Below are 24142 nucleotides of genomic sequence, written 5' to 3'. Positions count from 1 at the left end.
ATCCTTGTCGTATGAGCGGATGGCGACAGTCGCCAATTCGCCTCGATTATAGCTTCTCCGGCTAAGCCCGTGAGCATGGGGAGGCTTCGCATCCCCATGCTCACGGGCTAACACTAGAAAAGCGACAAACGGCCACTTTGCCACTGACAGCCACCGACCTCCAAAGCACGCCAGAGGAGGAATCTGGCGCATTTCCATGTGCCCCTTACCAATTGACCCGTGCCGCGGTGACCGGTAGAACGAAGGTTCAAAGCGCTGCCTTAGGCAGCAACCCAGATGACCAGAGCCTTCAAGGTCATGCCGCTAACCCGGTGGTTCATCCCAAAGTGCGATTCGCGCCCGGAGGCTCGCACGGTCATTCGCCAGAATGATGGACGCCCTCTAAACAATCCGCCTAGTGCGGCTGCCCGCTAACCCTTTAGCCCTGCAGCAACGAACCTGCTCGGCCAACGTTTTGCGCCAACCGTTCGCCCGTCTCTTTTTCCAGAAAAGAGACGGGCGCTCCTACCACTGCTGCAGCCCTCATCGCACATGGCTTTGCGGCAATTCCCCTCGTGACAATCGGCGTGACAAACGCCGCTATCACCAGCAACAGCGCTGCAGATGATGGTGCCGCAGACCAAGGAATGGACTGCACCTGGCTGACAGTCAGGCATGCCCCGGTCATCGCATCACTGCCTTCACCTGACTCAGGATCTCGCGGTGCCGGTCTCGTCAGCCAGTGCAGCCTCCACCCGCCCACTTCTACGGAAGTGTTCAGGAGGCCAGATCATGAGATGCCCAAGCTCCCGGCCGTAAGGAGCCGTCAGTCCCGCGTTAGTGGACAAACCTCACAGGTCGCAGGGGCCTTGATCCCTGATAACACTCAACAACCGTGGCGGGATGAGTGAGGACAAAGTTGATCATCTCAGGAGAATAGCGATGCAACTGTGCGAAGCGTTCGAGCCCCCACAACCCTTGCTGGAATACCAGCAAGCGCCACTGCCCTACCCGGTCGAAGCACTCGGGGATCTGTTGGGCCCCGCGGTCGAACGCTTGGCCGAGGTGATCGGCGTGCCCCGCGCCATGGCTGCACAATCGGTGCTGGCAAGCGCTGCTCTGGTAAGCCAGGGTCATGCCAATATCCAACTCGACGGCCGAACTTATCCGCTGTCCCTTTACCTGCTGACGGTGGCGTCTTCGGGTGATCGCAAAAGCGCGGTGGATCATCTGGCACTGAAGACGGCACGCGACTGGGAACGACAGCAGTGGACCATGTATGCGGAAAAGCTCAAAGCATATCGCGCCGCTACCAGCACCATGGCCAAACCAAAAACCTCAAAGAAACATGCGGATCCGGAAGGCAGCGAACTATCTGAGCCAGTCCCGCCGAGGCTGATCATTGCCGAACCCACCATTGAGGCCCTGATCAAAAGCCTGTGCCATGGTTTGCCCAGCATGGGCTTGTTCAATGATGAAGGTGGCCAGTTCTTGGGTGGCAGCACCATGAGCAAAGAGAATCTGCTCAAGGCGATTACCACCTTGTCTAGTCTGTGGGATGGCAGTCCGATCGACCGGGCTCGCTCCATGGCCGGGGAAAGCCTGCGAGCCTATGATCGCCGCCTCAGCCTGCATTTGATGCTACAGCCTTATTTGGCCAACCAGCTACTCAAAGACCCGGCGATCAATGGCCAAGGCATCTTGGGCCGCTGCCTAATCAGCTGGCCCGAACGCCTGGTCGGTCGGCGTTTGTACAAGGCAGTCGACTTGACACGAGATGCCAAGGTCCAGCGCTACCAAATGCGCATCACCGCCCTGCTGGATAAGCCATTGTCGCTACACAAAGACGGTTCACTTAACCTCGCTAGGCTGGAACTGACGCCCAGCGCTCGCACTGCCTGGATTGATATTCACGACACCATCGAATGCCAGTCCGGCGAATTCGGTGAGCTGGCGGGCGTCCAATCCGTCGCAGGAAAAGCGGCGGCCAATGTGCTGCGCATCGCCGGTGTACTCGCGGTAATTGAAGATGCGAGCGTAGTGAGTGAGGCCCATATTCAACGCGCCTCAACGCTGATGGATTACTACCTGGCGGAGATCCAACGCCTGACCGAACAAGAGCCAATCAACACTTTACGTGAGGAAGCGGATCGACTGCTGCGCTGGTTGACGCAAAAAGGTTGGACCCAATTCACTATCCGCGATCTCAATCGCAACGGCCCTCGTTTTGCACGCAAGAGCAGCCATCACACCGCAACACTGCTCGTCGAGCTGATCACGCATAACTGGCTGAACAGTCGCGATGCCAAAACTTTCGAGGTCCGCCATGTTTCGCCTCAATGACGCGGTGCGCTGCTACCAGGCGCAACATCACTCGCAATCAGAAACACGGAGTGTCGCCGCTTCTGTCGCCACCTTGTCGCCACGCGCCAGGCCAGGAATGACGCGGGTTGTCGCCACTGTCGCCGCTGTCGCCACACCACCTATTGCCCCCGCCGACATCGCCCTGCTGATCGAGCAACTGCGTGAGGAAGGGGCACTGCTGGAACGCCAGGAGAACGCCCTCCTGATCCGCCCGACACACTGGCAGCAGGTGGACAGGCTCAGCCCCCACTGGAAAGCCCTGCTGCTCTTTCTGCAAACAAACGGAAACGGTGATGACGATGGCACTGGTCGGTCGGCGTGATGGTCGCAACTTTGGCTATGGCCGCCAGATGAGCTACGCCGGCCCACAAGCGCTCAGGGATCTGTTTGCCGGTGGCCACTTCGCAACAGTCAGAGCGCATAGCGATCGCTGGCAAGCGTTTGTGCGTTGGTGTCGGTCAGATGACGGCCCCGGTTACAACGATGCGCGCCGGATCGATCACCGGACGCTGCAAGACTACGCTGCGTATCTGCGCCAGCAGATCCAGCAAGGCGAACTCTGCATCGCCACCGCGCAGAACCGTCTGAGCAGTGTCAACCGCACCCTCGCCGCGCTGCGCGGTGATCAGGACGTGAGGATCGCCAGTCCGAGTCAAGCGTTAGGCCAGCAGCGCTCGAGCGTACGCACCCGCGCGCCGGATGGCCAAGACCATCAACAGGTGCGGCGAGTACTCGAGGCGCTTGGCGAACGGAAACATGAGCGGGTGGCCGCGATTATCCTATTGGCCCGAGTAACCGGCATGCGCCTGCGCGAAGCGATTTTGGCTGACCTGCCACGCTTGTACCGCGAAGCCGAACACTTAGGCCGCATCAATATCCAAGACGGCACCAAAGGCGGCCGCTCAGGCGCTTCCGCACCGCGATGGATTGTGTCCAATGAAGAGGTGAAAGCGGCGCTGCAGTTTGCTCGTCATGCCTCGCCGACCGGCAGCCGCAACTTGCTGGCCCGAGACGAGAGCTACGCCGTATTCCTGCAACAGACCGTGCTCCCTGCCCGCGAAACGCTGCATGAACACGGACTGAAGGGTTTTCATGAACTGCGAGCGGCCTACGCTTGCGAGCGTTACGAGCAGCTCACGGGCCATGCCGCCCCGGTCAATCGTGGCCACTGCTATCGCATTGACCGCGATCTTGATCGACTGGCGCGCCAACAGATCAGCCTTGAGCTTGGGCATAACCGGATCGATGTGGTTTCGGCCTACATTGGAGGTCGAACGTGACCAAGCCCTTCGATATGGCGCTGTTCCTGAGCGGCGTACTGACTGGCTCGAAGGCCACCCAGCAACGACACCTACGGCAAGCCCGAATCATGCAAGCTGCCATTCAACAGCGATGGCAGCGAGATAATCCTTGGACCTGGCAGCTCAAGCATTTGCGCTGGTTTCTCACTCAGCACCTGAAACACAATACCGACGCCACCCGGTATTACTACCGACTCACAGCGATATTGCTTTGGAAGCGATTAGGGAGAGCCCGAGAGCTGCTGATGTGATACTCGACGAGTCCAAGCCTAGCCCACCAGTCGCACTTACAATCGGGCTAGTACAGCCTCACTCTTTCCAAACCTCAGCAGCCAGCGGCAACTCATTCAGCTCGGCGCGAGCCTCGCGCCAGGTTGGGAAATGCTCCCCGAGGATGGAGATAAAGCGCTCATTGTGGGTGGGCTCAAGCAGGTGAACCATCTCGTGGACGATCACGTACTCAAGCAGGTCTTTCGGCTTCTTCACCAACTCGGTGTTCAGTCGAATGTTCCCTGCTTGATGGTTACAGCTACCCCATTTTGTTTTCATTCGCTGCAGGTAATAACCAGCCACCTTAACCTTCAGCTTGCGCTCCCACTTCCTGATCAACACTGGCACCACGGCGTGCAGTTGCAGCTTCTGCCATTCATGTATAACTTCGGCGCGCTTATGCGCATCGCTGCCAGGGCGAACAGTTAAGGTGATGCGTTTGTGGTCGAGCACCACCGATGGCTTGGCGTCCCGGTGGTTAACCACCATCAGGTAACGTCGCCCCCAAACATAGTGGCTTTCTCTTTCCACAAACTGACGTGGTGCCTCACGTGCCTGCGTTTCCAGTTTGCTCTGCTGCTCGCGAATCCAGCCCAGCCTGGAAATAGCATATGCCCGAGCAACCTCAAGCCGTGTGTTTGTTGGGGCGACTAACGTTACCCGCCCCTCCGGCGGGTGGACGCTCAGGTGGACATTCTTGATGTCTTTCCTGGTCACTGAAATTGAAATATCGCCCAGCTCAATAATCTCGTTCATCAATAGCCCGGTTGGTTCTTGATAATTTCGAATATTGCCGAAGTCGCTACACGGTCACGTCCCATCAGAGGGAACAGCGCATTAAGAACCTGCGCTTCCCGTGCAGGGTCTCCTCGCCAGGATGCCGGTGCCGAACCGCGCATGGCTAAATCAAGATCCAGAGCCAGTTTCACTTTTGCCCCTTCGTCTTTCGGGCACTGGAAGGTGGTCGTTGCAATGCTGTCGAGGTTGTTGAACAGTACAGTGGCTTCCCGGTGGCCGTTAAGTGCAGCTGGAGAGCTTCCTGGTCCCTTCTGTGCCAGCTGCTTGACCAGCGCCTCGGCCTTGCGCAAAAACTCCTCGTAAGCGGCAGCATCTTCACGACTCTGTTTGATCAGATCCTCAAGCAACTGCGACATACCCTCGTAGAACTTCGGATCCGTCAATTGCTCACGAATAATGGTCTTGCGCACGTTGTTGATAATGCCTTCGGCAATCGCACCCTTGGAAAGCGTGCCCTTGGCGTTGAGCTTTTTGGCGATGGCATCGTGAACGCCAGTCTGAACGATCAGCTCAACCAGCGAGAAATTATCGACCGTGCTCATCGGGTCGGCAGGGTCTGCCTGAATATAGGTATTGAGCAGATGCCGCATGTCCGATTCGAATGGCTTGATATCCAACTCTTCGCCGGAATGTTTCTTTATCGCCTCACGCAGGTCAGCATAGAACTGCACTTCAGTCTGCAGCCTGCCGGCTTCAGTAGCCGTGTAACCGGCTTCGGTCAGGTTCTGCGCCAAGTCGGCAAACGCCCGCACAAATGAAGCCACCATCTTATAGAAGGACACCCGCAGTGCTTCGGTCTCATCCAGCGCATTGGCGTTAGCGGCGGCACCACAGAAGTAGTGGATAAACTGTTCAACCTCACGCGGCGGAACCACGGGGGCGCACAAATAACTCAATGCCTCACGGGCAGCGTCCAGCTGCTTCTTGCCCTCGACCAGCCAATTCTTCAGCTCAACGTTGTTGCTGCCCCCGCTGCCTGCGTCGACATCCAGCTCGTCAGAGGTGTACACCGAAATGGCGTCTTGCACGTCGCCGAACAGCTCTTTGAAGTCGACGATATAGCCAAAGTCCTTGTCATCACCGTCGAGCCGGTTGGTGCGGCAAATAGCCTGGAACAGGTTATGGTCCCGCAGCTCGTTATCCAGGTAGATGTAGGAGCAACTGGGCGCATCGAAGCCAGTCAGCAGTTTGCTGACCACGATGAGTAGCTTCAGGTTGGCCGGTTCTTCAATGAAGCGACGTTTGGTCTCTTCTTCATAAGCAGTGGTGGTCTGGCCCGGCTTCAGCACGTACTGCGTGTAGGTATCGAACTTGTAACGCTCATCGCTTTGTGCCGGCTCGCGGGAGATCGAGTTGTGGTTCGGCTCGTAGGACGTGATGATGCCGCAGTAAGGGCCGAACGAGGTGGTCTCAAACAAACGGAAGTAATGACAGGCATCGTAGATGCTGGCTGCCACCAGAATGGCGGTACCCCGGTCGTTGTTCAGCCGTGGCTTCAGGCTGAAGTCCTCAATGATACTGGCGATGATGCGCTGCTTGCGCTCACCGGCGCTCATAAGCGCTTCCATAGTCGCCCAGCGCTTGCGCAAGATCGACTTCTGGTAGTTGTTCAATGTTTTGGTTTTCTGCTCGAACCAGGCATCGATGGCCTTTTGCGAGGTCAACCGCTGCGGTACGTCGCGCGCTTCGTACTTGAGGTCCAGCACCACCTTATCCGCCACGGCTTCGTGGAATTTGTAGGTGTGGATGTAGGTGCCGAACACATCGCGCGTAGTCTGTTTGTCCTTGCGCAGCAGCGGTGTACCGGTAAAGCCAATAAACAGGGCATTGGCCAGCCACTGCTTCATTTGCTTGTTCATGTCACCGCCTTGGGTGCGGTGGCATTCATCCACGAATACATAGAAGCGCCCATGCATAGGCGGCGACGGCACGCTCAGATCTGGCTCAAACTTGTGCAACAGCGCACAGAGCAGGCGCGGCGAGGTAGCGGAAAGCTTCTGCACAAGATCGGCACGAGAGGTAATACGTGGCGAGGGCGAATCCTTGCCGATTACCCCGGCATTGCGCATGACCCCGGATATTTGCTTGTCCAGCTCATCGCGATCCGTGATGACCAGAATGCGCGCATCAGGATCATGCTCAAGCAACCACTTGGCGATCAGCACCATCAGAATGCTCTTGCCACTGCCCTGGGTATGCCAGATAACCCCACCCTCTTGCCGCCGAACCCGCTCCTGCGCGGCCTTCACTGCGGCGTATTGATGCGGGCGCGGCACTTTCTTGATGCCCGCATCGAAGATGATGAAGTTGCGGATCAGGTCGAGCAGACGCGACTTCTCGCACATCTGCGCCAGGGGGCCATCCAGCAAATAACCGGACTGCGCCGCGTCTGCACCAGGTATCACGTCATAGCGGGCAGGCATCTCGCGCTGAGTGTTCAGCTCGTCTGACTCTGGTTTTGCCGCCGAAGCCTTCCACTCGACAAAAAACTCGGCGCGAGTAGTCGCCGTGCCGTATCGCAAGCCCTGAGAGTCACTGCCAGCGAAGACCAACTGCACCGTACTGAAGAAACCTTTGTTGAAGATTTCCTCCTGGTTGGTGATCAATTGGTTAATGCCATCGGCCACTTCCACCGAACTGCGCTTGAGCTCAATCACGCCAATGGCGATACCGTTCAGGTAAATCACCAGATCAGGGCGGCGCTCATGGCCACCGCGCAAGGTCACTTCCTCAGCAATGGCGAAGTCATTGCCCTCAGGATGCTCCCAATCAACCAAATGCACCGTTTCGTGGGCCTGCCCAACGGCGACCTGTACCGGCACGCCGTAACGCAGCAACTGGTAGGTCCGCAAGTTGGCCTGATACAGGGTGATACCAGTGGCATCAACTGCGGCCATCAACTTTTGCAACGCCGCCGATATCTGCGCATCGGAGTAGCCCCGCTGCTTCAGGTTCGCCTGCAGCAGCTCGACTTCAATGTTGCGGTTTTGCCCACGCTTGCTCCACTCGCCCAGGTAGTCGTAGCCGAGACAATCAGGCTGCGTCTTGTCTGTAAACAAGGCCAGAACACGATTCTGGGTGCGGCGTTCGGAGCGAGGTTGTTGAGTCATAAGGTGCATCCTGCAGGTTTACTCGGTTTCGTGTTGGCTGGCGAGACTGTTGAGCAACACGTGATTCATTTGCTTGAAATGCTCGCGTATGGCGATGTCATCCCAAGGCTTAGTCTCCATCATCAAGTACTGTTTAACGCTATCGATGGAGTTTTTCAGATAAAACTCGCTCTTCGCCGAAGGCATGAAATTGCTCAGGCGAGAGTTCTTGCTGTGGCTGATCAGGCATAGATTACCGAACGAGTTGAGCGTGTCAGTGTCGAGCTGAACTTGTCCGTCCAATGGATGCTGCGGGTAATAATGCTCCACCGAACTACGGAAGGTGAATTCGTAGGATTTAACCCGCTCGCTTGCCCCGTGCTCAAGCCAAAGCAGATAGTCCAGGAAGTTGAACACCAGGTTGTTTTCGATATTGCCGAACCTCAACCGCGACTCAAACGCCGCTGCTGCAATGCTTTCGCGGCGTGCCTGACAGACACCCTGGTTCGTATAGATCATCGCAAAGTATTCCAAACCTTTCTCTGCAGCCAGAAAGCGGTCAAAGACAAATGCCTTGGCTACCGACTCCATGTGCTGCAGATAGGCCTGAGCCTCAACTTGCCTGGCCTGAAACAGGTAATGCAGCGCCGCATTCAGCCAATGCTTGTAAACCAGCGTAGGCGTGGAAACATGAAACGCCGACAGCAGCATCAGGATGCGACGGTTGATGCCTTCGCTGCCTTCTTCTTCGCCGAAGGTGTTCACATAACTACCGCGACCCGCTCCGCCAGCCTTGCCCCCGTCATTCCATTTGAAGCGTTTAAGGCTCCAGCCATCCGCGCCTTTGATGAACTCGCGTTTGATCACATACTGGTCAAACAGATACTTGCAGCGCAGCAGGCTAAAGGTAAAACGCTTCACTGCCGCAACAGGGTCCGGCTCCTTGAGCACATGGGTTTCAAAGGTATCGAGCAGGCGTTTGTCATCCAGAGGGATGTCCGCTTGCGTAGCGACACGCAGTACATGCAACAGGAAGTTCGGAAAGTTGATCACCGTGTTGAAGCGATCTGGTGCCTCATCACTTGTCTCTTTCAGCTCGTCTCCAACCGGTGCCTTGGCAATGATTTGATCAAGGGTTAACGCACAGCCTTCCCTGGTGGTCGTTTTTTGCGTACGGTGCAGCGCAACCCGAAGTGCATCAAAGTCTGCAAGCTCAAAAGTCCCCCAATCCTTTTCACCAAAGAGGCTGCTGCGCTGATCGGGCGTGAAGCCCATTTGCACATAGCGCTCCATGTTGGCGCAGGCTTCCCAAACAGCATGCAGGCAGTTCTGACTCTGCTCGCAGTCTTGCAGTTGCTCCATCATCCGCGCCTTGAGCACCTCGTGCTTTTCAAGCTGCTCACCGCGATTATTCATGATCTCGAAGTAATGGTTCAGGTCCGTATCCGCCGGCACTTTCACCCGCATGATTTGCACATAGCGAAACAGGTAGTCGGCAAACTGCTGAGGCGAAACGTCCTTTTCCTTCAGCTTTTGCGGCAAGACTTTCTGGATAAGCCGATAGCCATTGAGGATGCCGGTATTGATCTGCTTTTCAGCCAACACCTCGACAGGGTCGTCGTTAAATTTCCCTTCGAAGATGGCCGCAAACGTCGCGCGCGAATGCTCGCGGCTATCGAAGTGGATACTCAGGTTCGAATACCAGGCAAGATCGACCAACCGGGTATTTTTCAGATACGACGTCAGCAGCGAGAGAGTCGTCAGACGCTGTTGGCCGTCAATGGTTTCAAACACCGGTGTTTTGCTGTCCGGGCGCTTATACACCACCAGCGTGCCAATGTAGTAATTGCGCGCTTCACCGCCATCTTTCGGCAAGTAGTCGATCACATCCTGAATCAGCTGCGTGATCTCCCCTTCCTCCCAGGCGTAATTACGCTGATACATCGGGATCACGTACTCAACATTACCGCTGAGCAGCGCCTTGATGGAAAGCTGGCTGATTTCGCTACTCATAATATTTCATCGTCTTGAACAGGGCCTCGATCTCATCAGTCCTGGTTGAATTGATGCCGCTAAATACCCGCAGGCTGCAGTTAATAAAGTCAGCAGGGCGAGTGGCTTCCTTGATCAGCCTGAACAGGTTGTTCTTGAGCACGTAGTTATCCATGCTGGCCAGCTGCACCACCTGCATCTGCAGGCGCAGGCTGTAGGCCCAGATGAAAATCTTCTCGATGGCCCGGGAGATGTCCGCGTGGCCGAACTTGTCGATGTAATAGATCAGCAGGCAATCGAACATCGCACGCACGTAACAATCACCGGTGCGGGTTCTTGCCGGGTAGCTATTGAGGGTTTTCATGATTTCTTGTGCAAAACCATCCAACCCAGCCGTACCGACCAGTTCATGCCCATACCAGGACTCGGCGCAGATCCGCGCTACCTTGTCCTGATAGTGGCTGATCAGCTCAAAAAAGCGCCGACCATTGATGATGATCTGATCCAGATGGAAGGGAAAACCAAGCTCGCGCGAATCGATCTTGCGCTCGTACTGCCCGTTGTAGTGATCGACAAAATGGTGGGCGATGCGCAACTGCTCCACATAGGGGTAGCTGGCCACCGTGTCGATGTTCACGCCCTTGAACAAGTCGCCGTCATCCTTGCTGAAGTAACGCGCCGAAACCCCTTTCGACCAATTGCGGATGCGGTACAGGTACTGCGAGAACAGTGTAGCCAGCTCCTCGGTGTCACTGTTTTCCCAATGCGCCACTGTCGCCGCCTTCAATGGCTCGTCACGCGGGCTGAACTCACGCAAATGGTAAGCCTTGAGCAGATCATGGGGCTCCAGATCCCGGCCCCGCGCATTCTGCGAGTCGAAGAACTGGAAGGCTTCCGATACGTCGTTAAGCGCCACGGCAACGACCTGACACTTGTTCAGGAAGAAATCGATGTGCGCCTCGGTGAAGTCCGCACGGGAAACGATGCGGGCCACCTCAAGGTAATTGCTGTGGATGTTCATCTGCGAAATTTCGCTGGTAAAGCTGGGGTTGACCATCGCGTGCTCAAGCTTGAGCAGACGCTCTTGCAGGTCATTGCGTTTGAGCTTCTCTTCTTTGTTCCGCTGGATCAGCGCACGGGCCGCCAGCAGCAGACTGATAGTGCGCTGCTGGCCATCGACGATGTTCTTGGTCCCAGCTTCGTGGTGAAACACGATGGTGCCCAAGCGGTAGGCGGACTTGTCCTTGTGGATGGCGATATCGGAGAACAGTTGGTTGATGTTCTTGCCGGTCCACTTGTAGGGGCGCTGGTATTGTGGGATATCCAGTGCAGAGTCCATGAGCAGTTCGTAAACGCTGATGATCTTGCTGGACAGTTCAGTAGCCTGCAGCGGTTGAGGCGCTTCCATGCTCAGGTTGGTCATAGCAGTCGGGTTCTTCCGGTTAGCAGTTCTTGCATCATGCCTTGCTTGAGGGTGCGGGTTTTGGTTAGGCGCTGCTCCAGCGTAGCCAGTTCGGCGTCGATATCGGACAGCACGGCGGCGATGGCGGTTTGTTCAAGACAGGGGGGTATTGCAACCTCGAATGAATGCACGTCATTTCGGTTCAGCGTTGGAACCCCTGATCCAGTAGCGAACCGTTCGAAGTTAATTTCCGTGTAAAGGTAGAACACATAGCGAGGATCGTTGCCCCTGAAAGAAGTAACCCAAAGTGCGGTGTTGTGCGGCCAGAAAGGACCATCAACAAACGTCACGTTCCCAATGGTGCCGGAACGCCCTGTAACCACTCCAGGCCCCTGCACTTGGGCTTGAGCGTGGTGGTTCATCACCCCATTGGAATACACAACAGGATAAGGTCCAGGCCGGAGGCTCGGATTGGGTAAGTCAAAGCCACGTTGCAATGGTGCAATGTCGCCAATCCGCTTCATCTCCCACTTGCCATGGAAACCGGGGAGGCGGGTTTGGCCGGTGAGGAGTTGTTGCATCGCGGCCTGTTTGAGGTCGCGCTTCTTGGCGATAAGCCGCTCCAACGCACCCAGTAACGCATCCACATCCCCTAACGCCGTCGCGATGGCATGTTGTTCGGGGAGTGGGGGAACTGAGATTTTGACATCCGAGATCGGACCGAGATTGATTTTCTTCGGTATGGCCGATTGCAGGGAATGAAGCTCAATCTCCTTCTTAAAAACCGCCGAATTTGAGTATTGCGCGACGAATGCAGCAGAGGCTCCATGGACTTTCAGTAGTGCAAGGCTGACATAGAAGCTCGCTCTTACGTCCCAGTCAATGAGCTTGCAGTCTCCAATTGAGCCGATCCGGGTCATGAGAATATCCCCCTTCTCGATCTTGAATGAACGAGTAAGGAAGCGATGCTCCTTCTCCGAAATAAACTTGGTGTTCGCGAAGTCTCCACTCGTAACGTGTTCGACGCTGAAAAAAGGCACGCCGCTGGCCACATATTTTGGGGTTTGATGCGTTCCATCTCTGACCGTCGCTAGATCACCGAGACGTTTCACGTCCCAATCCACCGGGATAACCCCAATCTCCGTCTGCTTGTAGCCGGGCTTCACTGCCATACCGCCCCCATCTTTTTCAGATGCTCTTCCACGCGACTGGCAAGGGTGGCAACTTCATAAGCAAGCTGTGGCAACGGGGTGGCGTAGCGCTCACTCAGCTCACGAATACGCCCGGTCAGAGTCTGGGAAACGCGTTCCAGTTCGCCCTGTACGGCGATGGCCAGTGTAGACAGCCACTTATCGTCGACCACCAGGGTCTTGATCTCGCCCTCGATAAGCTGCGGGTATTTAGCGTGGATCTTGTTGTCCAAATTTTCCTCAGCCTTTTTGAGTGAGGCTTTAAGGGTGCTTTGCTGATCAATCAAGGCGTCGAATTCAGCCAATACCCTGAACTCTTCCTCATAATCCGGATCTTGCCCAATCTCGCGTTGACGTGCCTTGATCGTTTTGGCGGTGACCTTCTGCTTGTCACCCTCGCCTTCGATCACTTCGCTAAGCGAGCCATCCTCACCGCTATGTTCTTCAAGCATTTCGCCCATGCTCTGCTCAACGCTGGCCAGTTGGGCCTCGAGATCTTCAATGGCACTGCGCTCGGCCTTGAAGTAACGGGCAATCAGAATCTCGACCGGAATCAGGTCAGACTTGAAGCGACGTTTGCCTTGGCAATAGTCATGCTTCTCGGTCCAGGCCAGCTTGTTGTTCTTGTCCATTACCCTGACGATTTCACGCACTTTGGCACCGGACATCCAGCCGTCGGCGCTGATCAGGTAGCAGTCGTCCTGCATGGTCTGAGTCCAGTAGTCCATGAGGTGCTGGTAGATGTCGTAATAGTCGAGCAAAGGCGCTTTGGCGAAGGCGCTGAGCAGGTCTTCAGACAATGTAGCGATCAACGTCTTGGGGTGGCTGCTGGCTTCATCGGCAGCGAAGCCTTTCAGTTGTGGAGTACTTCTTTCCAGCCACTGGTTGAACAGCGTATCCACATCGGACTTGAAGTCGTTGAACTGTGGGTGAGCGAAGATGACCGACTTCACCTCGCGACTAATCAGTTCGAAGTAACCGGGGTGGCTGGCCCGCTTGAACAGGGCCGCGCGCAGGGCAGGCATGACCTGCCAGTAGCTATCGAACGCATCGATATCACGCTCGGGAATGCCACCGCGCAAATGGCCTTCGATATCCTGAATGTCCTCAGGCTCGGTACTGTCGATATAGCGTGGCAGGTTGAGGTTGAAGTCGTTCTTCGGATCGCTGATTTCGTCGAAGGAGACCATGCGTGCGTAACGCGGCACATCTGCCATTCGGGTAAAGACATCGACGATCTTGTGTACGTCCTGATCGCGCAGGCTGTTCTTCGGGCCGTCCTTGATAAAGCCCTTGGCGGCATCGATCATGAAAATGCCTTTGCGTGCGCTGGCGTTCTCCTTGTCCAGCACCAGAATGCAGGCGGGAATGCCGGTGCCGTAAAACAGGTTGGCCGGCAGACCGATAATGGCCTTGAGGTAGCCAGAGCGCACCAGCTGCTCACGGATCACGGCCTCGGCATTGCCGCGAAACAGCACGCCGTGGGGCAGAATGCAGGCACCTTTACCGGTACTTTTCAGCGAACGGATGATGTGTAGTAGAAAGGCGTAATCGCCCTGTTTGGCCGGCGGCTCACCCCAGACAAAGCGCTGATAGGGATCGTTGGCTGGCGTCAGGCCGACACTCCAGGTCTTGACCGAGAACGGCGGGTTGGCCACCACATAGTCATAGGTGCGCAGCTGTTCGCCCTCCTTGAACTTCGGCGAGGACAACGTGTTGCCCTGCAGAATGTTGGCGGTCGGGAAGTCATGCAGAATCATGTTCATGCGGGCGAGACCGGCGGTGGTCACGTCCATCTCCTGCCCTTCCAGGGTGATGTGCCTGCCGGCCTGGTCGGCCACTTTCAGCAACAGAGAGCCTGAGCCGCAGGTAGGGTCATAAACAGTCGTAGCAGCCACGGCATTCGCCGGGCTGATGCCAATAACCTTAGCGATAATGCGGCTGACCTCGGACGGGGTGTAGAACTGCCCCTTACTCTTGCCACTTTCGGTGGCGAAGTGGCGCATAAGGTATTCGTAGGCGTCACCGAGGATGTCGTCGTTGTCAGCACGGTTCTGCGAGAAATCGAGCTCGGGTTTCTGGAAGATGGCCACCAGATTGGTAAGTTTTTCCACCATATCCTTCCCCTCACCGAGTTTATTCGGATCGTTGAAGTCAGGGAAATCACTGCGAGCAAGCCGGGAGTTGGCATCGATTAGCGGTTGGATGATCTGTGTGTTGATCTTGTTGCCAATGTCGGCATTGCCCTTGAGAGCAATCATGTCTTTGAAGCTGGCGCCCGGCGGGATGTTGACCGGTGGCGCGAAGTCATCCGAATTGCCGTACTTGTCGGAGATGTACTTGATGAACAGCATGAACAGGACGTAGTCCTTGTACTGGCTGGCATCCATCCCACCGCGCAGCTCGTCACACGAGGCCCAGAGGGAAGAGTAAAGATCGGATTTCTTGATAGCCATTGGCAATCCTAGCTGGGTAAGGAGTAAGTGCGCAGGCGATGCCCGTTGCGCGCTCGGGAAATACCCGTAGCGTCAGCGCAAAACAGAGGGGCAACAGACATTTATAGCGAAGCGGTAGTCTTACCTGCGGTTAACTAGCGAACCTTATCGACTTCGGTTTCATCGGGCCAGCATATCGACCCTATTTTTGGTCCCTGTCCAATATCACCAGTGAACTACCCATGGTGTCGTAGACGGTGGGGGGGTCGCATTGGACTCCGCGAACAGTAAGCCGCTGCGCTTTCGGTGCCAACACTGGACGTGCGCACAGGTAAATAATCCACGCAGAAGTTACTGGCGCTACTGCGCCAGCTCGCTGGATCTAACGTTTTTGCAAACTCAGGGACGAACGACCTGTGCCAATAATTGACAGATCGCTGAGCATTGATGTTTTCCAAATCGGCCCTCACCGCGCTTCCAGCAACGCCTCAAAATCCGAAGCCTGGATGTCCGAAGCCCCACTCAACATATCCCGCGCCAACGCTCGTCGCTTACTTAGCAGCTCATCCAGCGTCGCCTCGAACGTCGGCATCGCCGCATCCCGCACCGTTGGGTAGTACACATACACATCCTTCTGCTGCCCAATCCGATAGGCCCGATCCGTCGCTTGATCTTCCTTGGCCGGGTTCCAGCAACGGGTGAAGTGAATGACGTGGTTGGCAGCCTGCACATTCACTCCAAAACCGACGGCGATGGTCGACAGGATGATGACGGCAAAGCCCGGTAGTTCCTGGAATTGGTCAATCAGCTTCTGCCGGCTATTGGCGCTCTGGCTGCTGGTACTGGTATCGCCATTGATGACGGTCGCCCGAAAGCCGAAATGCTCCTGGATCGAGTGCTGCAACTCCCGCTGGATATCGCGCAACTCGGTAAAGACGATGACCTTGTCACCGGTTCCAGCTCTTTTGATCGACTCAAGCGTATGCATCAACCACTGCAGCTTGGGCGAGTTGTCACGCAATCGCTTGTCGGGTTGGACGCTATACGGGTGGGCGCAAATGAGCTTGAGCTTGTGCAGCAACCCGAGCATGCCGGAGGTCTTTTGATCGAGCTGTTCTTCGATCTGCTGCTTCTGGCTGTATGCGGATATTTCGGACAGGTACAGATTGCGCTGCAAGGCGTGCATGCTCAGTGAACGGCATGCCGTGTCTTCGATTTTGGCAGGCAGGTCTTTGGCAATGTCCTGTTTGGTGCGCCGCAAAGTCTGCGGATCGATAAGCCCACGCAGGCGCTCCAGGGCAACCGTATCGCGCTCCAATGTGGCTTCGATGGGGCGCTGATACTCACGACCGAACTGGTTCAAACCGCCCAGAAAACCTGGCTGAATGAAGTCGAAAAGGCACCAGAGATCGATCAGGGTGTTCTCGACAGGCGTACCGGTGCACGCCACTCGAAACCGTGCGGGAATGGCTTTGATTGCTTGCGAGACCAATGCCGCAGGGTTCTTCAGCTTCTGAGCCTCGTCGCACACGACGATCGACCATTGCTGGCGCGCCAGGGAAAACTCCTGATCGCGCAGTGTCTCGTAAGTCGTCAGGACGATTCGGGCGCCGCCCATCCAACCTGGGCGCAGCAAATTCTTAATGCCTTTTGCTTTCAAGTCAGCAGGAATTTCTTCTTTCTTGAACTTCACCGCACTCAAGGCTGAGCCATACAGCTTCAGAACTGGCAACGCGTCTGCGAAGAAGAACCGGTGAAGCTCTCGTTCCCAGTTATCGAGCAACGAGACTGGGGCGACGATCAGTGTTGGCTGGTCCTCTGGGTACTGTTCCAGATACCAGACCAGAAAGGTGAGCAGCTGGATCGTTTTTCCCAGCCCCATGTCATCTGCGAGCAGGCAACCCGACACGTCGGAGGGGGACAAGCGGAACAAATGCTGCAACCACGCGACACCTTGAAGCTGGTGCTCACGCAAGACGACCTCAGGTTTGAGCAGGTTGGGCAACTCTGGCGTTGCATCCAAAGCGGCGCGTAAGGCTGCCTGACGAATCTGAACGTAGGTCGGTTCGTCAATGTTATGGCCGATTTGCAGTACAGCGCGGCCAACCTTTTCCTGCTGCTGGACCAGGCCAGTCTCGACAGGGGCGATCTTCCTGGACCAGGCATCAAACAGTTGCTCGGCGGCGGCAATCGAGAGCGGTGTTTCGGATTCCGGCAAACAGACCGTCTCATCACCGGCGGCGCGGGCTTCGTCCAGTCGCTGCTCAAACGCTTCAAATTGAGCGCGGTCGGAAGGATCCCAACGCCCAAGGATTTCTGCGTCAATGCCCAGCGCCGCCACATCCTTGGGCAACCAGTTCTCGGTCGCCTCTTTGACGAGGAAAGGCGAAGTAATTTTTTCCGCCTCCCCGATGCCAGTCACACGGTCGCCGTAAAGAGACAGGTCCAGGACCGAGTCGAACTCAATGCCGGCCGCTTCACTTTGCCAACGCTTAAGCAGCTCGCTGATACCGGCCAACTGGCGCAAATCAAAATCGCTGAGTTCCAGCTCATAGCCCTGCCAGAAGCCCGCTGGCATTCCAGCGGCCAATTTCAGTTGCAATTCATGCACGAGCGGCGCGAGTTCATGGGCCGCTTTGAACTCAACTTCGATGGGCGTTTGCGGGGTTGGCGAGATTGGTTCGAGTGTCAGGTTTACCTGCTCGATGCGCTGTCCCGCATCATCCAGTTTGGGTTCCAGATGAAAACGGTGAAAGAAAATTCCGGCCTCGGCGAGATCGTCTTCATAGGTCTCGGCATCCAGCACGTGCGCGGCACTGTCGCCGAGTGCGCTGTAAGGGTTGCGGACGAAAGAAAGGGCATCGTCGCCAGCGACCCGACGCCCGGGCAACGAGCGCACATAGTCCAATACGGATTTGACTTCAGGCTCAATCAGGACGTGGGTCAGCGATCCATCATCACCGGTCACTCGGTATCGATCCTGAACCTGATTGGCACCGTCGAAACTCTCAAGCCAGTTTGCCGGCTGGCCTTCGAAGCTGGGTTGCAGTTCGATAACCGGAGTGTCACCTACCGTCGATTTTCGCGGGTTGAGTCGCAGGCTTTCGGGTTTGATTACGACGGTCTTATCCAGAAAACCATCCATGCCGGCACCCGCCTTGCGCGCCAGTTTTCTGATGCTGGCCCAGCCGATTTGGTTGGTTACTTCACCTGGTTCATTTTGCTGCGCCAGATAAAGCTGTCGTACCGCTCCGGTCAGTTTCCAGCACGCCTCAGGCAGAATTTCCGTTGTTCCGTGATGCTGGACGATGGCCCCCGTACGCTGCACTTGCACATTGGCATTGGACTGCGGATCACGCCATCCACTGACTGCGACTTTAAAATCGTTGGAGGCAAGACTGCCTTGGCTGCTCAATTGAGGGATAAGGGCGGTCTGTGGCGGCAACCCCAGTAGCGGCAGACTTGTTAAATGTTCTTGCTCATCAAGAAGCCGATAGAGCTCATCCCACGTCAGCAGCCAGCGATCGCTGAGTTGGGAGACGAACTCCTCTTCTTCCAACTGATCCAGATAGCTTGCCAGCGGCCAGGATTCAGCGTTTTCCGCCAAGCTAAGGGGGTAACAAATGCCCTGCTCTTCAATGGAAAAAGCAGGGTCAGTATTTTCTACCGCCGGATTCGGTTGCAGGCCAATGCCTTTGAGGAAACGCTTGAGCATTATTGTCTCCAGAACCGGAGTGACTGGTGATTGACGGGCTTGAAGCCCAGGCGCTGGAGCGCTGCAACGGCAGCCAGGTCGTTGTTATCAAGCTGGACCTGAAACGCACCGCCGCGCGCGCGTTGGTCATGTACTTTGTGTTTGACCGACTTCAGGGCGTCACGGACTTGCTCTTCCAATGCCATGGGTTTGGATGACCCTGACGTGCCGGTATGACTCTGCACACGAATACCCCATTTCTCGAGGGCATCATCAAATTTGCTGAGCCAGCCCTCTATGCGATTCGGGCGGCTAGGTGCAGGTGAGTGCCGCATTCGATCCAGCGCACGGCTAGGCTGCTTCAGTTCGCTAGCCAATTCGAGTAGTGGCTTATCTGGATTGAAAGGCGACTTGTCTGCTTGATACACATAGCAAGCATTACCGGTTCCGGAGAACTCCACGAAAAAATAGTTCCCGATCTGCATGATGACTGCGTTGTTATGACCGGGACCGCCTACCAGTCGGCTAAGGCGCCCTTTGTTCTTCTCACGGAAATGAACGAAGTCCCGCCCACTGTCATGCCAGGCATCCGAGCCCATGACAATCCGGGTGTAACTCATCTGGTTAGCAAAACGCAGCCAATAATGCAGACGTGATTGATCGACCTCTGCTTCCCCTTTGAGCAAGTTGAAGAAGTGTTCAAGGTCTTCCTTCGCAAACCACGCCACGACCATCGCACAGACGTCTTTTTCAACATACTGCAGCCAGCTGTTTTGCCTGGAACGAATTTGAGGGCTGCCCCAATTGTCGAGCGCGACCTGTTTGAGCAGCGACGACGGCTTTTCTCGATAAGCGGCCAAGTGATAACGCGACAGGCACGCGCTCAGAACGTCGTTCATGTAGCGCGGATGCTGTCGACCGATGTCGACAAGGTCGGCTAAGCGCTGAGAAAACTCGGCGTCATCCAACATGAAAATACGAGAAATCAGTACGCTGAAGATCCTGCGCCACAGCCAACTGTTGTCTGGGATCTGCGCAATCGTCTGCAGTGCAGAAAGGTCGCTGATCTCCCCCTTGAACATCTGGTCACCCAGCCTCGCACCCGCCTGTTCGGAAAAAAGCTCCTGATGCTGCTGGACGATTTGCACCCATTCCTTTTCGCGTTTTTGCTGGCCTCTGACGCATTCGAAGCCAAGTTGAACGTCATCGCGCAACAGGCACCAATTGGCGTTCTGGTCAGGCGTTACGGCCTCGTACCCAAAGTAGCTAAAGCACAGCGCCAACCAATCCCGGCGGCTCAGCCTTCGTTTTTCGATACGGTCATGGATTTCTTTGTGCACTCGAGCATAAAGCTGGTCGTCGTCCAGGATCGGCCCGACTCGCTCACTCTTGTCCGAGAGGCCGGCGAAAACCAAGCGCCATTCTGAGGCGTTGAGTGGGATTACATTGCGAAATTTGCTGATCGCAGCACGGCGCTTTTCCTGAGGTGGCGGCAAAGCCTTTTCAGCGCGCTCGAATCGTTCGTAAAGATCCCTTCCCGCAGCCCCCAGACGGGGGAATCGCGCCAACGGTTCAGGCGCCGGCCCCGTTCGATGCGTGGAAAGACTCAGGTTAATAGCGGCGGAAAGCCTCGCGATTGGGCTGGTCATCGGTTCATCGCCAACTGACACTTTTCCATATCAGTGTTATTGAACACCGGCACCTCTGGCTTGAGGTTTTCTTCCTTCTCCTTCAAGCCAAAGAACTGCATGCGCAACTCCACTCGGCGGCTTTCTTCCTTGGTGTCCTTTGCATTGTTGAACGACACACCACCCGCCAGGAACATCGATCTGATTTGCTGCTGATGCTCCGGCGACAATCCGACCTGGAGCGGACTGCGGCTATCCAGCAAGCTGCACATCACCCACTCCGAACGCTGCAATGAAAGGTGCAGGTTATAAAGATAGGAACCATCGGTGTCTGTCGATCCCTCGATGACAACCTGTTTGAACCATTTACGGCCTTCTTCACTGTTAGCCGCGTCCAGAATCATCGGCACAACTTCCTGAAGTGCCGACTGGCCATCGTTGCTCAGCGCATACTGGTTATGCCCAAAGCGGCCAGCATCGCCGAAGCTGATCCGGTTGTCCTTGCAGTCCACGACGATGGTCTTGCTGGCAGTCTTCGCCTTAAGGCTCAGGTGCTCGCAGATCTGACTGATGTCCTTGTTACGCTGCTTCTCCCCCTGCTCCGCCTGGTTAATACGCTGCGTCACAGAACTCAAAGCCGCCACCATGACCACGAGAAACAGAATCATCATCGCCGTCATCAAATCAGCGAAGGAGATCCAGAAAGGCTTCTCTCCCTCGTCTTTTGAACGGGCAGCCGACGGCATTTGCTTACCAAACATCGACTAGCCTCCGTTACTGCCTGATTCGTTCCATGATGTCGCCGAAGTCTTCGAGACTTTCTTTGACCCCTTCTACCCCACCGGCCAGGCTCTTGACCGCTTTATCAAGCTCGGCGTCCAGGCTACCCAGAGTTTGTCTCAAGACCCGGTCCATGCCATCACCGAACTCTTTGAAGCCGCTACCCAACACACCACTGATGTTTTCCAGGTACTCGTACACTTCACGGTTAAGCGCCTGCATCCGCTCGCTTTGAACCTTCAGGTCCTGGAGGTACTGGCTACGACCACTGGCCTCCCCTTGTGCACTTGCGACAACCCCTTCGATGACCGCGAGCGTTTTCGCCAGCGCTTCACGATTGTTTCGGTAGTCCGCGACCACGGTGTTCAACTCACGTGATGCCTGTGCAAGCTCAGTACCTGCGCCCTGAACTGTTCCCATCAGACCCGCAGTCGACTCACTGGCTCGCGCAACGCTTTGCCCGGCCGTTTCGAATCGCTCAGCCGCAGCCCGCATCTTGTCTGCCCCTAGCTGCATGCTCTGCAAATGCTGCTCTGTCTGGGCACTCAATGCCTTGACGGTGTCCTGCGCAGACTTCTGTTGCTCAGACACTGTTTGCAGCAACGCCTTAACCTGCTCGTTAAGGCCGCCCACCAAGTCACGGGTGCCTTGATGCAGGTCAGCCTGTGCAGCGCGGGTGGTTTGATCCATCTGCTGCTGGCCGTGCTCCAATTGCTTGAAGACTGCCGAGAGTTGCCCACCCAGCACCTCAACGGAGCCCGCAATTTTTGCCATGGTTTCCTGTTGTCCCTGGCCGATGTTCTGCTTGATCGACTCAACAAAAGCCTGGAGATTTTCAGCCATTGCCTGTTGGCGAGCTTCGCTTTGAGCAAACAACTTCTCCAATTGCTCGGCCATTCGAGCGCCAGCCCCCTCCCCTTCGTTGCCGATACGGGCAACCGAGGCCTGGAGATTGACGAGCATCTCGTTCATCCCCGCTTGCATGGCGTTCTGTCCGGTCTGCATGTCGGAGAGTAACTGGGCGATCATGGTCGAGCTGTTTTGGGTCGATGACTCGCTAGCCGAACGCATATCCTGGATCAGTGTGGAAAAGCCTTGCTGCATCGACTGCATGGCAGCAACGGATTGCCCCATCAGTTCGTGTAGGCCATTGAACTGTTGGCCAAACGTACCTTCCAGCTTATTCATGAAGGCAACCAGAACATCCTGAAGAAGGTTCTGTACTTGCCCCGACTGCTCGCCACTGGCGGCCTGAACAGCACCCGCGATAGCTTCAAGCGGAGATTTGAGACTGTTCTCGATGGCACCACTCACCTGATCGGCCAGCAACTGCCCGGAGTCTCGGTAAGTGGTTGACAAGGTTTCCGCTAATTTGAGGCTTTCGCGGACTTGGGTATCAACGAGGTTCTGCAGCATTTCACGCAGGTCGGTAACCAGGCTGTCCTTGAGCTGACGGGTTTGCACCGAGCTTTCAGCACTCGAGCGTACAAGCTCCGCCAGATATTCCTCACCGACACCGCTGTCGAAAAGACCGTCGATGGTTTCGTTGAACGTTTCAAGGAGCCTGTAGCATTGCCCCAGACGCCACTTTTCAGTGATCGTGACGGCGATGGAAGCCATGATTGAAATAAAGGAGCCAATGAACGCAAACAACACGTCCTTGAGCAGCTTATCGACGCTGGCATTGACCTGTTCCGGGGTACTCGGATCAAAATGCTGAAGGCCAAGCATCAAGCCAAAGAAGGTTCCAACAATACCGATACCCGTCAAAATTCCAGGTAGGTGTTTATAGAATTCGGTCCCCAGCGGTGTATCAACCACGCTTTGCGGTGAGAAAAAATGCGCCGCGCCAGCGGTGGCGCGCGACCGGACCAGGACCTGCTCACCTTCCTGAAACTCAAACTGGTCATGCAGCGTTTCAGCGTACTCGTGCCAGGAGTGCTCCAGCTTGCTTCCAGTGAACAGTCGCTCCAACTCAGACCGCCGTTGAGATGGGGCGAGCGCTTTCACACCCTGCACGCGTTTAGTCAGATTTTTCAGCTGACTGCCCAGTTTGAAGGATCTACAAAAATAACGGAAAAAGTACCAGGCACATAAAATGAAAACGAAGCCAACTACAATTTTTGGAGCAATCAACTGCTCGGAGCTTGCTGCACCCCATAGATGCAACAGCGTCGAAAAATCCATACTTTCCGCCTTCAGTTAAGCAATTTTTTGATGTTCAGGACGCCTGCGACACCCACGCTGATGCGTCAATCGCCAATCCCGCTGGCGATCAATGACAGCACCTTGCTCGGCACGCGTTTTTCAGGGCACAACAAATTCGGAATGGAAAGGCGGTAGTGTCACTACGGCTGATCAGCAACCTTCCGTGGACAAATGTTGGAATATCATGTCCTTATGCCAGTACCTTAGCCTGAGCCTTAACCATCGTAAAGCTGGACGCGATCAATGGATCCCTGATCTGAGGAAACCGCCAGGTTTATCGGTTACGCTCTAGATCCGCTCACAGAGGGGCGACTTCCGTGCCCTCGCCGGATTCCCCTCTCCCTTCTGCAAGTTGAACACTCTTCAGAATTTTTGATTCGCTTTAGCCAATGCACGGACCATCATTTCAATACGGTCGTGTCGTTCATCGGTGGCTATTTCAAAGCACCACTTGATGAAGTGGTATTCCAATAGGTATTCCAGAAATAAAATTAACCGATTATTTTCTATAAAATTCAATTAGATACGCGATCAGTTCAGATTACCCCGGCCCACCAATTGAGACACCAACGAAGCCCGCCTTGTGCGGGCTTTGTCGTTTCTGGCTGTATCGCAAGTCCCACACGGGGCTGAAACAGGCCCCACGCCAGCGATCAGTACTTGATATCCCGGGCTGTGCGACGGGTATCCTGCTTGGTGCTGCGCTTGTCCTGGCGACATTCCACGTTGCTCTTGTCACTGCCCTTTCTGCAGGCATCCTTGGTTTGCCGGGCAGTGGAGCGCCCTTCCTGCCTGGTATCGCGAGCTTCACGCCGTTGTTCACCCTGCTCGGTCGCATAGGCGGGTAGCGTCACCCACTGCACGCCAGCGGCGATGAGCAGCGTCGCCAGGGCTTTCAAGTAGTGCTTGGGAATCATGATGTATCTCCAATTCCATTTCGCTCAGTCGCTTCGTTCGCTCAAGCAGGAATTCAGCGACAACCTGTATTACATCGTACGCTCACAACTCACAA

General features: G+C 55.7%; 15 protein-coding genes. 4 read left to right on the top strand and 11 right to left on the bottom strand.

Features of this window, described 5'->3' with window-relative positions; translation table 11 throughout:
• The first annotated feature begins 921 nt into the window (after nt 1-921).
• Genes QMK54_RS03660 through QMK54_RS03645 form a run of 4 tightly spaced genes read left to right on the top strand, consistent with a single transcriptional unit; the run spans nt 922 to nt 3895 of the window.
• Nucleotides 922-2322, top strand: coding sequence for a YfjI family protein (locus QMK54_RS03660; RefSeq protein WP_320402087.1), 1401 nt, complete (start codon nt 922-924; stop codon nt 2320-2322).
• A complete protein-coding gene (locus QMK54_RS03655; RefSeq protein WP_223554126.1) occupies nt 2306-2665 on the top strand; it encodes a hypothetical protein in 360 nt (119 codons plus the stop codon). Before QMK54_RS03660 ends, QMK54_RS03655 begins: the two co-directional genes overlap by 17 nt.
• Entirely contained in the window at nt 2643-3623 is a 981-nt protein-coding gene (locus QMK54_RS03650) for an integrase domain-containing protein (protein WP_223554151.1), read from the top strand. Before QMK54_RS03655 ends, QMK54_RS03650 begins: the two co-directional genes overlap by 23 nt.
• Nucleotides 3620-3895 carry a hypothetical protein gene (locus tag QMK54_RS03645; protein ID WP_223554128.1) on the top strand — a complete coding sequence of 92 codons (276 nt, stop codon included), beginning with the start codon at nt 3620-3622 and terminating at the stop codon, nt 3893-3895. Before QMK54_RS03650 ends, QMK54_RS03645 begins: the two co-directional genes overlap by 4 nt.
• A gap of 58 nt (nt 3896-3953) precedes the next feature.
• Here the strand turns inward: QMK54_RS03645 and QMK54_RS03640 are convergent, their stop codons facing one another.
• The 11 genes from QMK54_RS03640 to QMK54_RS03590 form a co-directional block, all read right to left on the bottom strand.
• A complete protein-coding gene (locus QMK54_RS03640) occupies nt 3954-4670 on the bottom strand; it encodes a M48 family metallopeptidase (RefSeq protein WP_223554130.1) in 717 nt (238 codons plus the stop codon).
• A complete protein-coding gene (locus tag QMK54_RS03635) occupies nt 4670-7822 on the bottom strand; it encodes a type I restriction endonuclease subunit R (RefSeq protein WP_223554132.1) in 3153 nt (1050 codons plus the stop codon). The genes QMK54_RS03640 and QMK54_RS03635 overlap by 1 nt, the downstream gene beginning before the upstream one ends.
• An 18-nt stretch (nt 7823-7840) precedes the next feature.
• Nucleotides 7841-9814, bottom strand: coding sequence for a DUF262 domain-containing protein (locus QMK54_RS03630; RefSeq protein WP_223554134.1), 1974 nt, complete (start codon nt 9812-9814; stop codon nt 7841-7843).
• Nucleotides 9807-11216, bottom strand: coding sequence for a DUF262 domain-containing protein (locus tag QMK54_RS03625; protein WP_320402086.1), 1410 nt, complete (start codon nt 11214-11216; stop codon nt 9807-9809). Before QMK54_RS03625 ends, QMK54_RS03630 begins: the two co-directional genes overlap by 8 nt.
• Nucleotides 11213-12367: a restriction endonuclease subunit S gene (locus tag QMK54_RS03620; protein WP_223554138.1), complete on the bottom strand. Its 1155-nt coding sequence runs from the start codon at nt 12365-12367 to the stop codon at nt 11213-11215. The genes QMK54_RS03625 and QMK54_RS03620 overlap by 4 nt, the downstream gene beginning before the upstream one ends.
• Nucleotides 12358-14841: a type I restriction-modification system subunit M gene (locus QMK54_RS03615; protein ID WP_223554139.1), complete on the bottom strand. Its 2484-nt coding sequence runs from the start codon at nt 14839-14841 to the stop codon at nt 12358-12360. The genes QMK54_RS03620 and QMK54_RS03615 overlap by 10 nt, the downstream gene beginning before the upstream one ends.
• Before the next feature lie 445 nt (nt 14842-15286).
• Entirely contained in the window at nt 15287-18535 is a 3249-nt protein-coding gene (zorD, locus tag QMK54_RS03610; protein ID WP_223554140.1) for a type I Zorya anti-phage system protein ZorD, read from the bottom strand.
• Nucleotides 18535-20163 (bottom strand): type I Zorya anti-phage system protein ZorC, encoded by a 1629-nt coding sequence (gene zorC, locus QMK54_RS03605; protein WP_320402085.1) that lies wholly within the window; start codon nt 20161-20163, stop codon nt 18535-18537. The genes zorD and zorC overlap by 1 nt, the downstream gene beginning before the upstream one ends.
• Nucleotides 20160-20903 carry a type I Zorya anti-phage system protein ZorB1 gene (gene zorB1, locus QMK54_RS03600; RefSeq protein ID WP_223554142.1) on the bottom strand — a complete coding sequence of 248 codons (744 nt, stop codon included), beginning with the start codon at nt 20901-20903 and terminating at the stop codon, nt 20160-20162. Before zorB1 ends, zorC begins: the two co-directional genes overlap by 4 nt.
• Before the next feature lie 13 nt (nt 20904-20916).
• Nucleotides 20917-23109, bottom strand: coding sequence for a type I Zorya anti-phage system protein ZorA1 (zorA1, locus tag QMK54_RS03595; RefSeq protein WP_223554144.1), 2193 nt, complete (start codon nt 23107-23109; stop codon nt 20917-20919).
• Between the two features lie 674 nt (nt 23110-23783).
• Complete coding sequence (locus QMK54_RS03590) at nt 23784-24047, bottom strand: hypothetical protein (RefSeq protein WP_110657621.1); 264 nt, start codon at nt 24045-24047, stop codon at nt 23784-23786.
• Nucleotides 24048-24142 lie beyond the last annotated feature (95 nt).

This window comes from Pseudomonas sp. P5_109 (genome assembly GCF_034009455.1).
Taxonomy (GTDB): Bacteria; Pseudomonadota; Gammaproteobacteria; order Pseudomonadales; family Pseudomonadaceae; genus Aquipseudomonas.
This window is presented reverse-complemented; position numbering and strand designations above follow the sequence as displayed.

Excerpts from the sequence above, each read along its gene's own strand:
- QMK54_RS03660 (WP_320402087.1), top strand. The coding sequence starts at position 922 with ATGCAACTGTGCGAAGCGTTCGAGCCCCCACAACCCTTGCTGGAATAC.
- QMK54_RS03655 (WP_223554126.1), top strand. The coding sequence starts at position 2,306 with ATGTTTCGCCTCAATGACGCGGTGCGCTGCTACCAGGCGCAACATCAC.
- QMK54_RS03650 (WP_223554151.1), top strand. The coding sequence starts at position 2,643 with ATGGCACTGGTCGGTCGGCGTGATGGTCGCAACTTTGGCTATGGCCGC.
- QMK54_RS03640 (WP_223554130.1), bottom strand. The coding sequence starts at position 4,670 with ATGAACGAGATTATTGAGCTGGGCGATATTTCAATTTCAGTGACCAGG.
- QMK54_RS03635 (WP_223554132.1), bottom strand. The coding sequence starts at position 7,822 with ATGACTCAACAACCTCGCTCCGAACGCCGCACCCAGAATCGTGTTCTG.
- QMK54_RS03630 (WP_223554134.1), bottom strand. The coding sequence starts at position 9,814 with ATGAGTAGCGAAATCAGCCAGCTTTCCATCAAGGCGCTGCTCAGCGGT.
- QMK54_RS03625 (WP_320402086.1), bottom strand. The coding sequence starts at position 11,216 with ATGACCAACCTGAGCATGGAAGCGCCTCAACCGCTGCAGGCTACTGAA.
- QMK54_RS03620 (WP_223554138.1), bottom strand. The coding sequence starts at position 12,367 with ATGGCAGTGAAGCCCGGCTACAAGCAGACGGAGATTGGGGTTATCCCG.
- QMK54_RS03615 (WP_223554139.1), bottom strand. The coding sequence starts at position 14,841 with ATGGCTATCAAGAAATCCGATCTTTACTCTTCCCTCTGGGCCTCGTGT.
- zorD (WP_223554140.1), bottom strand. The coding sequence starts at position 18,535 with ATGCTCAAGCGTTTCCTCAAAGGCATTGGCCTGCAACCGAATCCGGCG.
- zorC (WP_320402085.1), bottom strand. The coding sequence starts at position 20,163 with ATGACCAGCCCAATCGCGAGGCTTTCCGCCGCTATTAACCTGAGTCTT.
- zorB1 (WP_223554142.1), bottom strand. The coding sequence starts at position 20,903 with ATGTTTGGTAAGCAAATGCCGTCGGCTGCCCGTTCAAAAGACGAGGGA.
- zorA1 (WP_223554144.1), bottom strand. The coding sequence starts at position 23,109 with ATGGATTTTTCGACGCTGTTGCATCTATGGGGTGCAGCAAGCTCCGAG.
- QMK54_RS03590 (WP_110657621.1), bottom strand. The coding sequence starts at position 24,047 with ATGATTCCCAAGCACTACTTGAAAGCCCTGGCGACGCTGCTCATCGCC.